This is a genomic window from Halomonas sp. ML-15, from assembly GCF_014779595.1.
Lineage (GTDB): Bacteria > Pseudomonadota > Gammaproteobacteria > Pseudomonadales > Halomonadaceae > Franzmannia.
The window spans coordinates 393323-406468 of record NZ_JACXZT010000019.1 but is presented as its reverse complement, the minus strand read 5'-3'; the positions used below and the strand labels follow the sequence as shown (position 1 = coordinate 406468).

Sequence of the window (13146 nt, the reverse complement as noted above, 5' to 3'; positions counted from 1 at the left end):
GGCGCCTTGGCTACAGATGGCCTATTGGCGGAATGGCCGGCTGTGGTTATAGCTGCGCCAGCACCGTTTCGGCACTGCTCTGCTCGACGCCCTTGGCGTCGATCCCCATGTACTCGACCACACCGTCGTTGGCGATCAGCGCGAAGCGCTTGCTGCGGATGCCCATGCCGCCGCCGCTGGCATCCATCTCGGTGCCGATCGCCTTGGTGAACTCGGCGTTGCCGTCGGCCAGCATGGTGAAGGCCTCGGCATTCTGATGCTTCTGCCAGGCGTCCAGCACGAAGGCGTCGTTGACCGCCATGCAGGCGATGGTATCGACCCCCTTGGCGAGGATCTCGTCGGCCTTGATCACGAAGCCGGGCATATGGGTGTTGGAGCAGCCGGGGGTGAACGCGCCGGGTACGGCGAACAGCACCACCCGCTTGCCGGCAAACAGCTCGCCGGTGGAGATGTCCTGGGGGCCATCCGGGCCATTGGTCTTGATGGTGACGTCGGGAATCTTGTCGCCTACTGTCAGTGTCATTACCAGATCCTTCCATGTGGTGTGAGTGATACTCCCAGGCTACGCCGATGTGCTCCCTTGTCCAACATGCATCGGGCCAGTCGGGCTCACCATGGCATCGGCAAGGTGAACCAGCTGCCTGCTGGTGGGGTGAGCCGCATCAGCGCGAACATCCCCTGGGCGGTGGCATACACGATGGCGCCGTAGAGTGCCGCGCTGGTCAGGCGCATTCCCGCACACTTCAACAGCAGCCAGGCCAGCAGCAGCGGGGTGGCCAGATTGAAGCCGATCAGCCACATCGCCACGCCATAGGCGAGAATGCCCGCCAAGACTGGCAACTCCTGACGCGAGCCCAGGTGAATGATCCGACCTTGCAGGCGTAGCCGGTAGAGCTGGCGGCCGAGAATATACAGACTCAGCAGCAGCCCCGGCACGATACCCAGCGCCGGCATCAGCCGCGCGTTACTGCGAAAGCCCAGCATCTCGTAGAGGGCATAGGCGAAGGTGACCAGCAGCAGCGATGAGGCAAGCAGCAGAATGGCGGTGTCGCGGGGCGCTTCATCGTCACTGGTGATGTGGTCGGCTGGGCTGGTCGAGTCGGTTGACGCCGGTGTCTTCCTGGTGCGCCATTTGCGTACCATGCTGAGCAGCATGGGGACGACAATCAACGAGGCGATGATCAGCACGCCGGGTCGGGTCAGCCAGGTAAAGCCGTGAATCTGCGTGGTCAGCCAGAAGTACTGCTCCATGGGCGTGGCCAGCACGAAGCCCACCAGGACAGGTGCCCGCGGCCAGCCAGCGTTTTTCATCAGCCAGCCAATCACCCCCAGCACCAGCAGGGCGAGAATGTCGCCAAAGGTCTGGGTGCCCTGGTAGGCGCCGGCGACCATGATCAACAGCAGCGGGGCGGCGATCAGCGCAAAATTGATGCGCGTCAGCCGGGCCAGATAGGGCGTCACGGCGAAGCACAGTGCGGCGCCCATCACCGAGGCGAGTGCCACGCTCCAGACGATCATGTACATCAAGTCAGGCGTCTCGCTGACCATGCGTGGGCCGGGATAGAAGCCGAACGAGAACAGCGCGCCGAGGAAGATGGCCGCCGCAGGACCACCGGGCACGCTGAACAGCATGGTCGGCACCAGATCGGAGATCACGGTGGCGTTGTTGGCGCCCTCGGCGCCGGCTACCCCACGAATCTCGCCCTTGCCGAAGCGCCGCTTGTCCTTGGTCGAGCTCATGGCGTGGCCGTAGGCGATCCAGGTCGAGGCGCTGGCGCCCACGGCAGGCACGAAACCGCCGAAGATGCCGATGATCGACGAGCGCACGATCAGCCAGCGGCTGCGCCAGAATTCCCTGAAACTCTCGCCCCACTTGCCCATGGTCATGGGCTTGCCGGCGATACCGCCGCCGGAGGCGACCATGCCGATCAGCTCGGCCACCGCAAACAGCCCCAGCGCGACGATGGGCAGCGACAGGCCATCCATCAGGTAGGACTGGCCGAAGATGAAGCGGTAGTTGGCGGCGGCAGGGGCGGCACCGACCACGCCCAGCAGGATGCCGAAGCAGGCCGCGGCCAGGCCTACGACGATATCCTTGCCGACCATGCTGGCGGCAAAGCACAGCCCGACCAGGGCGAACATGAACAGCTCCGGCGTGCCCAGCGCCAGCACCAGCGGCCCGGCAATCGGGATCGCCACGGACAGGATCATGGCGCCGAACAGACCGCCGACCATCGACGCCAGAAAGCCGACACCCAGTGCCAGCGAGGCCTTGCCCTGCTTGGCCAGCGCATGGCCCTCGATGGCGGTGGGGGCCGAGGCCGGTGACCCCGGGGCGCCCAGCAGCACCGAGGTGATGGTATCGGCGGTGTAGATCACCGAGATGGCACCCAGCAGCATGGCGAGCCCCGAGTAGCTGTCCATCAGATAGATAAACGGCAGCAGGATCGAGACGGCGGCGACGCCGCCCAGGCCGGGCAGCATGCCGAATACCATGCCGGCCAACATCCCGGCGAACAGCGCCAGCAGTCGCATGGGTTCGAACAGCAGCCCCAGGGCCGTTGTAATGTTCTCTAGCACAAGACATGTCCTATGCAGCGGTCAAAAAAACGCGGCCACTGCCACCCGCGGGGCGGGTGGCTGGCCGCGACACGAGGCGAGGGATCAGAGCTCGACGTCGTACTCTTCCGAGAGCAGCGTGCGCAGGTGCTCACGTACTTCGTCCGAGGGCTGCAGCGCCTCGCTGAGCGCTTCGGTGACCTCCGAGGCGGGAAGCAGCGAGTAGCCGCCTACGGCATCCTGACTCTGCTGCTGATACTCGGGGTCGTCGTTGATGGCGGCGATCGCCGCTTCGAAGATCTCTAGAATCTCGTCCGGTGTGCCCTCCGGCAGGTAGGCGGTAAGGCCATAGTTGAAGGTCACGGCCCCGATCGACTGGAAGGCGTCCCACTCCACGCCGGAGGGGGCTTCTCCGTAGAGCTCCTCATAGACTTCGTAGACCGAGGGGTAATCCGGGAAGGCCGCGTCCCGTGCGCTGAGTACGCCATCGTCTCCGACCGAGCCGCCGGTCATGATGGGCACCGCGCTGCCGGCTTCCACCATGTCGACGACCTGGGACATGTAGGCAGGGGTGAACTGGAAGTCGATATTGGTTTCGCCGCGCTCGAAAGAGAGGCGAGCCGGGCCACGGCCGTCGAAGCCGAGCACCTTCTGGATATCGAGGTCGAGCAGCTCGAAGGCCAGCAGCGTCGGAAGGTCGCTGGCCGCCGCGGCGATGCCGCCGTAGATCAGCGGCATGTCGGGTTCCTTGAGGCCGGCGGGTGAGTCGATCCCGGTGCTCGGCGAAACGTAGACCACCGCGCCGAAGGGCAGGCTGTAGGCCGGGCGCATGGCGGCGAGATCGTATTCCACGGCGTCCATGCCCAGCACATAGGGGTTGGAGGTGGACGAGGTGGTGAACAGGATGGTTTCGCCGTCCGGCTCGGCGTTCTGTTCGAACCAGTTGGCGCCGAGGATCGAGCCGCCGCCGGGGCGGGTCTGGACATCAATGCGCGGATTGCCGGGCAGATGCTTCTCGAGGTAGGGCTCGAGGAACTTGGCGGCGACGTAGGTGGCGCCGCCCTCGCCGAAGGGCACGACCATCTCGATGGTCTTGCCCTCGTAGAAGTCGTCGGCCAAGGCCGGAGCGGCGGCGATACCGCCGGCGGCGACCAGTACGGCGGCTGACAGTGTCTTGAGGGGGTGGGTTTGTGTGAACATGGCGTGCTCCTGGTGTTGTTGTGGAATATTGTTGACCCGGTGCGTCTACCTGGTGGGCGGTTACTGACCGACCCGGTTCTCGATGGCGCCCATGCCCTCGACCTCGACGCGGACCACGTCACCGGTCTGCAGGAACTTGGGCGGATTGAAGCCAATGCCGACCCCGACCGGGGTGCCGGTGATAATGACGTCGCCGGGCTTGAGTTCGATGCCGGCCGAAATGGTTTCGATCAGGGTCGGAATATCGAAGATCAGCTGGCCGATATTGGAGTCCTGACGCAGCTCACCGTTGACCCAGCACTTGATGCCGGCATTGCTTGGGTCGATCTCGTCGGCGGTGGTGATCCAGGGTCCCATCGGGCAGAGTCCGTCCAGCGATTTGGCCAGGTGCCACTGCTTGTGCTTCTTCTGCAGATCGCGGGCGGTAACGTCGTTGGCCACGGTGTAGCCCCAGACGTGATCGAAGGCCTGATCCTTGCGGATGCCGCGCCCCCCCTTGCCGATGATGATGGCGAACTCGGCCTCGTAGTCGAGCTGCTCGGTCACCGCGGCGTGACGCGGGATCTCGTCGCCGTCTGCGATCAGGGTGGTGTAGGCCTTGGTAAAAATGATGGGGTGCTTTGGTACTACATCATCGGCACTGGTACTGCTGTCGAACCCGGAATTGCTGAACTCGGCGGCATGCTCGAAGTAGTTCTTGCCCACACAGAACATGTTGCGCTGTGGGTGGATGGGGGCCTCAACCCGCGCTTGATCGAGGGGCTGACCGTCGCCTTGCGGTACAATTTTCTGCTTGAGGCGGCCCCATTCCTGCACCAGCTGGTTCATATCCCCCGTGAAGTCGGGTATCAGGTCGGACAGTGGCCAGTAGCGCTGGGTGTGCTCATCGACCAGGGCGACGCAGGTCGGCTGGTCGGGATGTGAGCGAAGCGTCGCGAATTTCATCTGGCTTGGTTCTCCATAGGTTTGTTTTGGTTCCGTATCCATCGAGACTAGATCCTATGAAGTACCAATTCAAGGGTATTTTTTGAATAGTGGGACCAAATGGTATAGTTTTCTCAGCATTGGTGGCGTAATGGCACGACATGAAGGACAGCCTGTGAGTGACAAGACTTTGGGCAAGGCGGTGCGTGCTGACGGTGCGCGCTCGCTGGCTCGCTATCTTCAGCAGCAGATCGAAAACGGCAGCTTCCCTGCGGGCCACCGTTTGCCCACCGAGCGTGAACTCAGCGAAAGGTTCGCTGCATCGCGTGGCGCGGTCAGGCGCGTGCTCGGCAACTTCAAGCAGCAGGGGCTGATTACTCAGGTGGTGGGGAGCGGCACCTTCGTCTCTGAGGAGGTCGCTGAGCTGATGCCGCAGCGCGAAGAGTCCCCTACAGGAGCGCGAGCAGTGGCGGTGCAGACCAGCCCGGCGCAGTTGATGGAGGCACGCCTGCTGATCGAGCCACAGATGGTAGCGCTGATTGTGCGCTACGCCACCGCGTCCGACTTCGAACTCATGGATGAGTGCATCCTACGCGCGGAAGCCGCCACGGCCATCGAGGCGTTCGAGCACTGGGACGGGGCGCTGCACCAAGCATTTGCCGAAGCCACCCACAACAGCTTCTTTCTGCGCATCCTCGAACTGACTAACGTGGTGCGTGAGGAGGGGGAGTGGGGACGGCTCAAGCGCGTCTCGCTGACGCCCGAACGGCGTCAACGCTACGAAATGCAGCATCGCGCCATCGTCGCGGCACTGCGCGATCGCGATGAGGACACGGCCAGGGCGCTACTTGAGGAGCACCTGAGAGAGGTGCAGAAGAACCTGTTCGGTAGAGACTGAAGCGAAGGGGGCCGAAACCCTCGCATTCCCGCAGGGCGCCTGCAATCATTGCGGCAATCTCATGGGGCAGGGGGCCCGTCTGTGAAACGTCGTACTCGAGTTGCCGCCTACACGGCCGTGGTGATTGCCGTGATTTTCAGCGTGGGCAGCGTGCTGCTCTACAACGCCACGCCGAAGCCCAAGCGGCTGCTCGAACCAGTGGAAGTTGACTTTACTACCAGCGATGCGGATTTCCGGCGCAGCATGGGGCTGATCCTCGAGCAGCCGATTGTGGCCGGCAATCGCATCGCCATGCTCGAGGACGGCGAGGCGATCTATGCCGACATGCTCGACGCCATCGACGCGGCCGAGGCCTCCATCACCTTCGAAACCTTCGAGTTCTGGGGCGAAGAGGCCACCGAGCCATTCGTCGACGCCCTGGTGGCTGCGGCCGAGCGTGGCGTCGCGGTGCATGCCCTGATCGACTACGTCGGTTCGGTGCCCGCTGCGGCTGACAAGTTCGAGCGCATGCTGGACGCAGGCGTCGAGGTGATCCGTTGGCGCAAACCGTCCTGGTACGAGTTGGCGCGTTTCAATCACCGCACTCACCGCAAGCTGCTGATGACCGATGGTCGCACCGGTTTCATCGGTGGGGCCAATATCACCGACAGCTGGCTGCCCGACGACGACGGCCTGGCCTATCGCGATCACCACTTCCGCGTTGAGGGACCGGTGGTGGGCAACATGCAGGCTGCCTTCGTCGATACCTGGCTGGACGCCAGTGGCCGGCTACTGCTCGGCGATGCCTATTTTCCCGAACTGGAGGAGCAGGGCGAGCTGGATGCGCAGATGGTCACCAGTACGCCCCGCGAAGGCCGTCACCGCATGCGCAAGATGCTGATGGTGGCGATCGCCACGGCCGAGCAGCGAATCTCCCTGGGCTCTGCCTATTTCTACCCCGATGCGGAGTTCCTCGAAGCATTGGTCGATGCCCGCGAGCGCGGCGTCGAGGTCAATATCCTGGTGCCCGGCGACAGCATCGACATGGGCTTCGTGCGTCACGCCTCGGTCAATCGCTGGGGGCCGATGCTCGAAGCCGGGGTGGTGATCCATGAGTACCAGCCTTCGATGTATCACGCCAAGTTGGTCAGTATCGATGATCGCTGGGCCAGTATCGGCTCGACCAATCTCGACAACCGCTCCTTCCGCATCAACAAGGAGGGCAATCTCAACGTCTACGATGAGGATTTTGCCCAGCGGGTCCGCGAGCTGATCGAGGACGATATCCGCGACGCCGAGCGCTATGACCTCGATCGCTGGGAGAACCGCCCCTGGCGCAAGCGCGTGGCCGGCTGGGTCAGTATGCTAGCCGGCGCACATTTCTAGGCTCTGTCTGAAAACTGGCTGCGCTCGGCCATACTGCGTTAAAAATCGGCTCAAAGTACTCATTTACACCCCAGTAAACTCCGTCTTTTGGACTCGCAACATCCATGTCGCTCGCTCTTCGAGCAGCAGAGCTGCCCAAATCGTCAATCCTGACGATTTGTCGCCGATTTTGCTTTGCGACCCACATGGATGTGGGGAGTGCGTTGGCCCGAAGGGAACGGGCCTAGCCCTGACCTTCGCTCGCCGACTTTTCAGATAGAGCCTAAGTTATGTCCAGACACTGGCTGCGCTCGGCGACTTTTTTTGTGCGTGGCCTAATGCTTAATTGTTGTCGCCTGCGTTGAAGGCGGCGAACACCTGATCGCCGGTCATATCATGGGTCTCGTTGGCGAAGGCGTAGTAGCCGGGCTTTTCATCGATAAAGATCTGGGTGGCGAAGTGCCAGCCGTGGCCCTGGTCGACCAGCCCTACCGGCACGGCGTGATGCTCGCCGCTCTTGAGGCGGTAGAACAGGTGGGTGCCGCAGTGCCGGCAGAAACCGCGCTCGGCCCAGTCTGAGGAGGGGTATACCGTGACATTGTGTTCGCCGACGAGATCTATCGTGCTGACGCTCTCCAGTGCCAGCAGCGGACCGCCTCCCCAGCGGCGACACAGGCTGCAGTGGCAGGCAGCGACCTCGTCGGACGCGACTTCGACGCTCAGGGTAACGGCGCCGCACAGGCAGCTGCCGGTATGTTGAGTGGTGGCAGACATGAGACTCTCCTGATGATGACGATTCCTCAGCCAGTCTAGTCGCTAATCGCGTCGCTGCGAGCTGCCTTGGCGCGAGGCATCATCGAAGCGGTCGACCTGGCGCAGGGTGGGGAACAGCCGCATCCAGGCGCCGACCACCGCCAGGGTGCCGAGGCCGCCGATCACCGCCGCCGGCACCACGCCAAGCCAGGCCGCCATGCTCCCGGCACGGAACTCGCCGAGCTCGTTGGATGAGCCGATAAACAGCATGTTGACGGCGTTGACCCGGCCGCGCATTTCGTCGGGGGTGGCGAGTTGGATCACCGTCATGCGCACGTAAACGCTGATCATGTCGGCCGCGCCGGCGACCAGCATGGCGATCAGCGACAGCCAGAACAGCGTCGAGAAGGCGAACACCAGGTTGGCAACGCCGAATATCGCCACCGCGATAAACATCACCAGCCCGGCGTGGCGCTTGATGCCGCGCACGCCGAGATAGATCCCCATCAGCAGCGCGCCCACAGCGATGGCGCTGCGCAGTGCGCCGAGCCCCTCGGGGCCGACGTGGAGCACCTCCTGGGCATAGATGGGCAGCAGCGCCACCACCCCGCCCAGCAGCACCGCAAAAAGATCCAGCGAGATGGCGCCGAGGATGATCGGCTGGCGGCGGATATAGTCGATCCCGGCGGTAAAGCGCCGCCAGGCGGTGGCCTCCAGGGAGGCAGCGGCCTCGACAAAGCGGATCGGCACCGGCAGCAGCGAAACCAGGGCAACGGCGAAGCAGCCCAGGCATGCCGCGTAGGCGAGGCTGCCGCCGCCCAGCGCATAGAGGATCCCGCCGAGCAGCGGGCCGCCGATCACGGCGACCTTCATGATCGCACTGTTCAGGGCGATGGCCTGGGCGAGTTGGGCGCGCGGCACGATATTGGGCAGCAGACTCTGCAGCGCGGGGCCGGTGAAGGCGCGGGCGGAGCCAAACAGTGCGAGCACGGCGTAGTAGGCGCCGACCCGCTCGCTGGCCGCCAGCGCCAGGCCGAGCAGCAGCGCACTGCACAGTGCCTGTACCGCCCAGCTCAGCTGAAGGATGCGCTTGCGCGGAAAGCGGTCGACCAGGTCGCCGGCGGGCAGCAACAGCAGCACCATGGGCAGGAACTGCGCCAGGCCCACATAGGCCAACGACATCGGATCGCGGGTCATGGCATACACCTGCCAGGCCACCACCACCGCTTGAATCTGCATGGCGAACACCGCCGCCAGGCGCGCTACCAGGAAACTCACAAAACCGGGTTGACGATGCAGGGCGACCAGATCGTCGGCGGGGGAATCAGCGGCGTGGGCGGAGCTCATGGCGTGTCCGACAGCGAGACGAAATCTCGATTCTAGTGATTCTTAGGGAGATATTCACTCGGCTAATGAATAAGGGGCTAACGGATTAGGCAGGCGGCCTGCTAGAGGCCAACGAAGACGCCCCGGTCACTCCCTGTGACCGGGGCGTTGGCTACGTCAGGCTACTCCCGCAGTGGGGACAGGTTTCGTGGGCGCTGCGGGTGGCGGCCTTGCGGGGCTTGGGCGCCGACTCGCGCTCGGGGTTGATGGCGACCAGGGTGCCGCGCTCCCAGCGCAGGCCCATATCCTTGAGCATACGTGGGTCGCACTCCTTCAACTGAGCGAATTGACGACGCTTGGTGGCGCGGTCGCGCAGCGCATGCAGCAGGCTTTTGACGCTAGTGAAAATTGCCATTTCTCGGTCTCCTTGCGGGAGGCCGGGATGCAGCGCGAACAGGAGATAACCAAATAAAGCGGGGGTAATCACATGGCCGCGACGCATGCCGCGGCCATTGTTTCTCAGTGTCGGATTGGCACGCGGCAACGGCAGGCTGGCATCGCATTTTTGGCAATGCGATGCTGCTTGCTTACACGGTTGACGCGGGTTTGCCAGCGCATGAGAAAACGGTCTCTGGATAGGGTTGATGTCGCCCACCTAGGGTGAGTGACCTTTTTCTTATAAACAATCGCTGATCAAGCGTCAAGCGGTTGGGGCCAGACCCTCAGCGATAGCCCTTGGCCTGTAGCCGGAATAGCGTGGCGTAGCGGCCGTCGGCAGCCAGTAGTTGGTCGTGGGTGCCGCGTTCGATGATCTGGCCGCGGTCGATGACCAGGATCTGCTCGGCGCTGCGCACCGTGGAGAAGCGGTGAGAGATCAGGATGGTCATCTTGTCGCGTGCGTGCTCGCGGAAGCGCGCGAAGATCTCCGCCTCGGCGGCGGCGTCCATTGCCGCGGTGGGCTCGTCGAGCACAAGGATGTCGGCGTTTTCACGCATATAGGCCCGCGACAGGGCGATCTTCTGCCACTGCCCGCCGGAGAGCTCCTGGCCGCCCTTGAACCAGCGCCCCAGTTGGGTCTGGTAGCCGCTGGCCATGCGCGCGATGAAGTCGTCGGCCATGCCGTGGCGGGCGGCTTCCTGCCAGCGCTGCTGGTCGTCGAAGGCGTGGGTGTCACCCACCCCGAGGTTCTCGCCGACCTGCAGCTGGTAGCGCACGAAGTCCTGGAAGATCACGCCGATGCGCTCGCGCAGGGCCTCGGTCTGCCAGTCGCGCAGGTCACTGCCATCCAGCAGGATGCGTCCCTGGGTGGGGTGATAGAGCCGCGTCAGCAGCTTGATCAGCGTGGTCTTGCCGGAGCCGTTCTCGCCCACCAGGGCGAGACTCTGACCCGGGGCGAGGTGCAGGTTGATGTCGTGCAGCACCTCCTCGCCGCCGGGGTAGGCGAAGCCGACGTCCTCGAAGCGCAGGCCATCTCCGGGCGTGGCGCCTTGGGTGAGGGTGCCGCCGTTGTCCTCCACCGGTTGCTCCAGATACTCGTAGAGATTGGAGAGGTAGAGATTGTCCTCGTACATGCCGCTGATCGCGGTGAGGCTTGCCGAGAGCGCCGCCTGGCCCTGCTTGAAGACCATCAGGTACATGGTCATCTCGCCCAGCGTCAGGGCGCCGCCGATGGTCTCCACCACCACCCAGCCGTAGGCGCCATAGAAGGTCAGGGTGCCGAGCAGGCCGAGCAGGAAGCCCCAGGTCTCGCGGCGCAGCGTTAGCAGGCGCTCTTCGGCGAACAGCCGCGTGAAGATATCGCGATAGCGCTGCAGGAACAGCTCCTCGAGACCGAACAGCTTGACCTCCTTGATGCTGTCTTCGCGGGCCAGCACGGTCTCCAGGTAGATCTGCATGCGGGTCTGGGGCGAGCGCCAGCGGAACAGCCGGAAGGCGTCGCCGGAGAACTTGGCTTCGGAGATAAATACCGGCAAGGCGCCGGCCACCAGCAGCAGTATTGCCCAGGGCGAGAACTGCACCAGCAGCACGCCGAAGCTGGCCAGGGAGATGGCGTTCTGCAGCAGCCCGAAGGTCTTGTTGACCAGCGCCAGGGGCCGGGTCGAGGCCTCGCGGCGGGCGCGGGTCAGCTTGTCGTAGAGTTCGGAATCCTCGAACTGGCTGAGCGACAGGCGCCCCGCCTTCTCGAGAATCAGCACATTGACCTTCTGGCCGAGCAGCGCCCGCAGCAGTGACTGCTGGGCGGCGAGGCCGCGTTGGGCGAGGGCGATAAGCGCGATGATCAGCCCCTCCAGCGCCACCAGCCACAGCACCGGGGTGATCAGCGTGAGCAGTTCGGGATCGCTGGCCGCGCGGTGGGCGTCCATGGCGGCGACCACGCCGTCGACGATCAGCTGGCCCACCCAGGCCGCCACCGCCGGCAGCACCCCGGCGACCAGGGTGCAGAGCATCAGCCCCAGGGTCATCCAGCGCGAGGTCTCCCACACCAGACCGAGGGCCCGACGGCTGTAGCGAAACACGCCGAAGAAGCCGGCTAGCGGAGTGGCGGAAGCGTGGTCGGGGGTTGAGGGCGGCGACACGAAGGGGCTCCAGGCGAGGGAGCCGCCAGTGTACGCGCAACGGTTGCGTTGCGCATGATGCTCAGCTCAGCTTGAGCGGCGGCTCGGCCAGCCCGCTGACGCCCACTTCTGCCATGAAGAGGCCGCCGGCATGGGGCTGTTGTGAAAGGTCAGCGGCGCCGAGGCCTTCCCGGGCGGTGGTGATGTAGAGGCGCTCGAGCGCCGCGCCGGCGAACGCCGGGCAGGAGGGCTGGCTAATCGTCAGCGTCACCTCGCTGACCACGCGGCCGGCTGGGTCCAGGCGCACCACCATGCCGGCGCCCCACAGCGCCAGCCACAGGTGGCCCTCGGCATCGATGACCGCACCGTCGGGGTTGCCGGGATGGGCAGAAAAATCGGCCCAGGGAGTGGGCTCGCCCAGCGGCCAGCCGTCGGCATCGAGGGGCCAGCGCATGACGCGGCCGGTCGGGGTGTCGGTGAAGAAGGCGAACTCGCCGCCGGGCGTGAAGCACAGCGCATTGGGGATGGTCAGGCCGCTGCGCAGCCTGACCAGTTCACCGCGGTGCAGGCGGTAGAGGCTGCCAGCGCCAGCCTCGGCGCTCTTGCCCATGCTGGAGAGCCACAGGCTGCCGTGGCGGTCGACTCGGGCATCGTTGCTACGGGTGATGGGGTTGTCGGCCTCGAAGTCGCAGAGCGTCTCGAGGGCAGCGCGTGTCGGGTCGAAACGGCTCAGGCGTTTCTCACCCACCAACAGCACGCCGCCCTCCTCAAGCGGCGCGGCCAGCGACAGCATATGGCCCACCTCGAGGTAAGCGCTGTGGCCGCTTGCCGGGTCCAGCCAGTGCAGTCGCCCCTGAGTGATATCGCACCAGAACAGTTTGCCCTCGGCGGCATGCCACTGGGGGCCTTCGCCCAGCGCGCAGCGGCTGTCGACGGCGAGTTCGGCTGAGTGGGTCGGCACGCTCACGCTTCACCTCCCGCAGCGCGCCAGGCCGAGACAAGGGCGTGGGCCTGCTCGCCCACCTGCTCAGGCGTCTGGCCTGGCTTGAACAGCGCACTGCCGAGGCCGGCACCATCCACTCCGGCAGCGCGCCAGACGGCGAAATTATCCACGCCGATGCCGCCCACCGCGTAGAGCAGGGTGCCGGCGGGTAGCACCGTGCGTAACGCCTGCATACCCGGGATGCCTACCTGGACCGCGGGAAACAGCTTGAGGCCAGTAGCGCCGGCGTCCAGGGCGTCGAAGGCCTCGCTGGGGGTGACGATTCCCGGCCAGCTCTGCAGGCCGAGGCGGCGGCTTGCCTCGATCACCGCCGGGTGGCAGTTGGGTGAGACGATCAGTCGCCCACCGGCTGCGTGGACATCGCGCACCTGGTCGACCGTCAGCACGGTGCCGGCGCCCACTAGGGCACGCTCCCCCAGGGCGTCGCTGAGTCGGCGAATGCTCTCCAGGGGCTGCGGCGAGTTGAGCGGCACCTCGAGCCGGGTAATGCCGGCGGCCAGCACCGCCTCGCCCACCGCCACGGCCTGGTCAGGGGTGACGCCGCGCAGGATGCCGATCAGGGGCAGGGTCATGACAGTTCTCCA

General features: G+C 64.8%; 12 protein-coding genes. 2 read left to right on the top strand and 10 right to left on the bottom strand.

The window, feature by feature from the left end:
• Positions 1-46: 46 nt before the first annotated feature.
• The 4 genes from IEI94_RS13485 to IEI94_RS13470 all read right to left on the bottom strand — a co-directional run bounded on the left by IEI94_RS13485 (position 47) and on the right by IEI94_RS13470 (position 4704).
• Positions 47-523, bottom strand: coding sequence for a peroxiredoxin (locus IEI94_RS13485; protein ID WP_191167825.1), 477 nt, complete (start codon positions 521-523; stop codon positions 47-49).
• A gap of 86 nt (positions 524-609) precedes the next feature.
• On the bottom strand, positions 610-2580 hold the full coding sequence (locus IEI94_RS13480; protein ID WP_191167824.1) for a tripartite tricarboxylate transporter permease: 1971 nt from the start codon (positions 2578-2580) through the stop codon (positions 610-612).
• 84 nt (positions 2581-2664) lie between these two features.
• Complete coding sequence (locus IEI94_RS13475) at positions 2665-3759, bottom strand: Bug family tripartite tricarboxylate transporter substrate binding protein (RefSeq protein WP_191167823.1); 1095 nt, start codon at positions 3757-3759, stop codon at positions 2665-2667.
• A gap of 60 nt (positions 3760-3819) precedes the next feature.
• On the bottom strand, positions 3820-4704 hold the full coding sequence (locus IEI94_RS13470; protein ID WP_191167822.1) for a fumarylacetoacetate hydrolase family protein: 885 nt from the start codon (positions 4702-4704) through the stop codon (positions 3820-3822).
• A 154-nt stretch (positions 4705-4858) separates the two neighbouring features.
• On the opposite strand from IEI94_RS13470, the gene IEI94_RS13465 reads away from it, so the two are divergent.
• The gene (locus tag IEI94_RS13465) at positions 4859-5581 is read left to right on the top strand and encodes a FadR/GntR family transcriptional regulator (protein ID WP_318153397.1); all 723 of its coding nucleotides are present in this window, start codon (positions 4859-4861) and stop codon (positions 5579-5581) included.
• Positions 5582-5662: 81 nt separating this feature from the next.
• On the top strand, positions 5663-6946 hold the full coding sequence (locus tag IEI94_RS13460) for a phospholipase D-like domain-containing protein (protein WP_191167820.1): 1284 nt from the start codon (positions 5663-5665) through the stop codon (positions 6944-6946).
• A 321-nt stretch (positions 6947-7267) separates the two neighbouring features.
• On the opposite strand, the gene IEI94_RS13455 is transcribed toward IEI94_RS13460, so the two are convergent.
• The 6 genes from IEI94_RS13455 to IEI94_RS13430 form a co-directional block, all read right to left on the bottom strand.
• Positions 7268-7699 carry a GFA family protein gene (locus IEI94_RS13455; RefSeq protein WP_191167819.1) on the bottom strand — a complete coding sequence of 144 codons (432 nt, stop codon included), beginning with the start codon at positions 7697-7699 and terminating at the stop codon, positions 7268-7270.
• Between the two features lie 42 nt (positions 7700-7741).
• Positions 7742-9025: an MFS transporter gene (locus IEI94_RS13450; protein ID WP_191167818.1), complete on the bottom strand. Its 1284-nt coding sequence runs from the start codon at positions 9023-9025 to the stop codon at positions 7742-7744.
• A gap of 151 nt (positions 9026-9176) precedes the next feature.
• The gene (locus IEI94_RS13445; protein WP_191167817.1) at positions 9177-9419 is read right to left on the bottom strand and encodes a DUF1127 domain-containing protein; all 243 of its coding nucleotides are present in this window, start codon (positions 9417-9419) and stop codon (positions 9177-9179) included.
• Between the two features lie 307 nt (positions 9420-9726).
• The gene (locus IEI94_RS13440) at positions 9727-11580 is read right to left on the bottom strand and encodes an ABC transporter ATP-binding protein (protein ID WP_191167816.1); all 1854 of its coding nucleotides are present in this window, start codon (positions 11578-11580) and stop codon (positions 9727-9729) included.
• A gap of 61 nt (positions 11581-11641) precedes the next feature.
• The gene (locus tag IEI94_RS13435) at positions 11642-12526 is read right to left on the bottom strand and encodes an SMP-30/gluconolactonase/LRE family protein (protein WP_191167815.1); all 885 of its coding nucleotides are present in this window, start codon (positions 12524-12526) and stop codon (positions 11642-11644) included.
• Positions 12523-13134 carry a 2-dehydro-3-deoxy-6-phosphogalactonate aldolase gene (locus IEI94_RS13430; protein ID WP_191167814.1) on the bottom strand — a complete coding sequence of 204 codons (612 nt, stop codon included), beginning with the start codon at positions 13132-13134 and terminating at the stop codon, positions 12523-12525. The genes IEI94_RS13435 and IEI94_RS13430 overlap by 4 nt, the downstream gene beginning before the upstream one ends.
• Positions 13135-13146 lie beyond the last annotated feature (12 nt).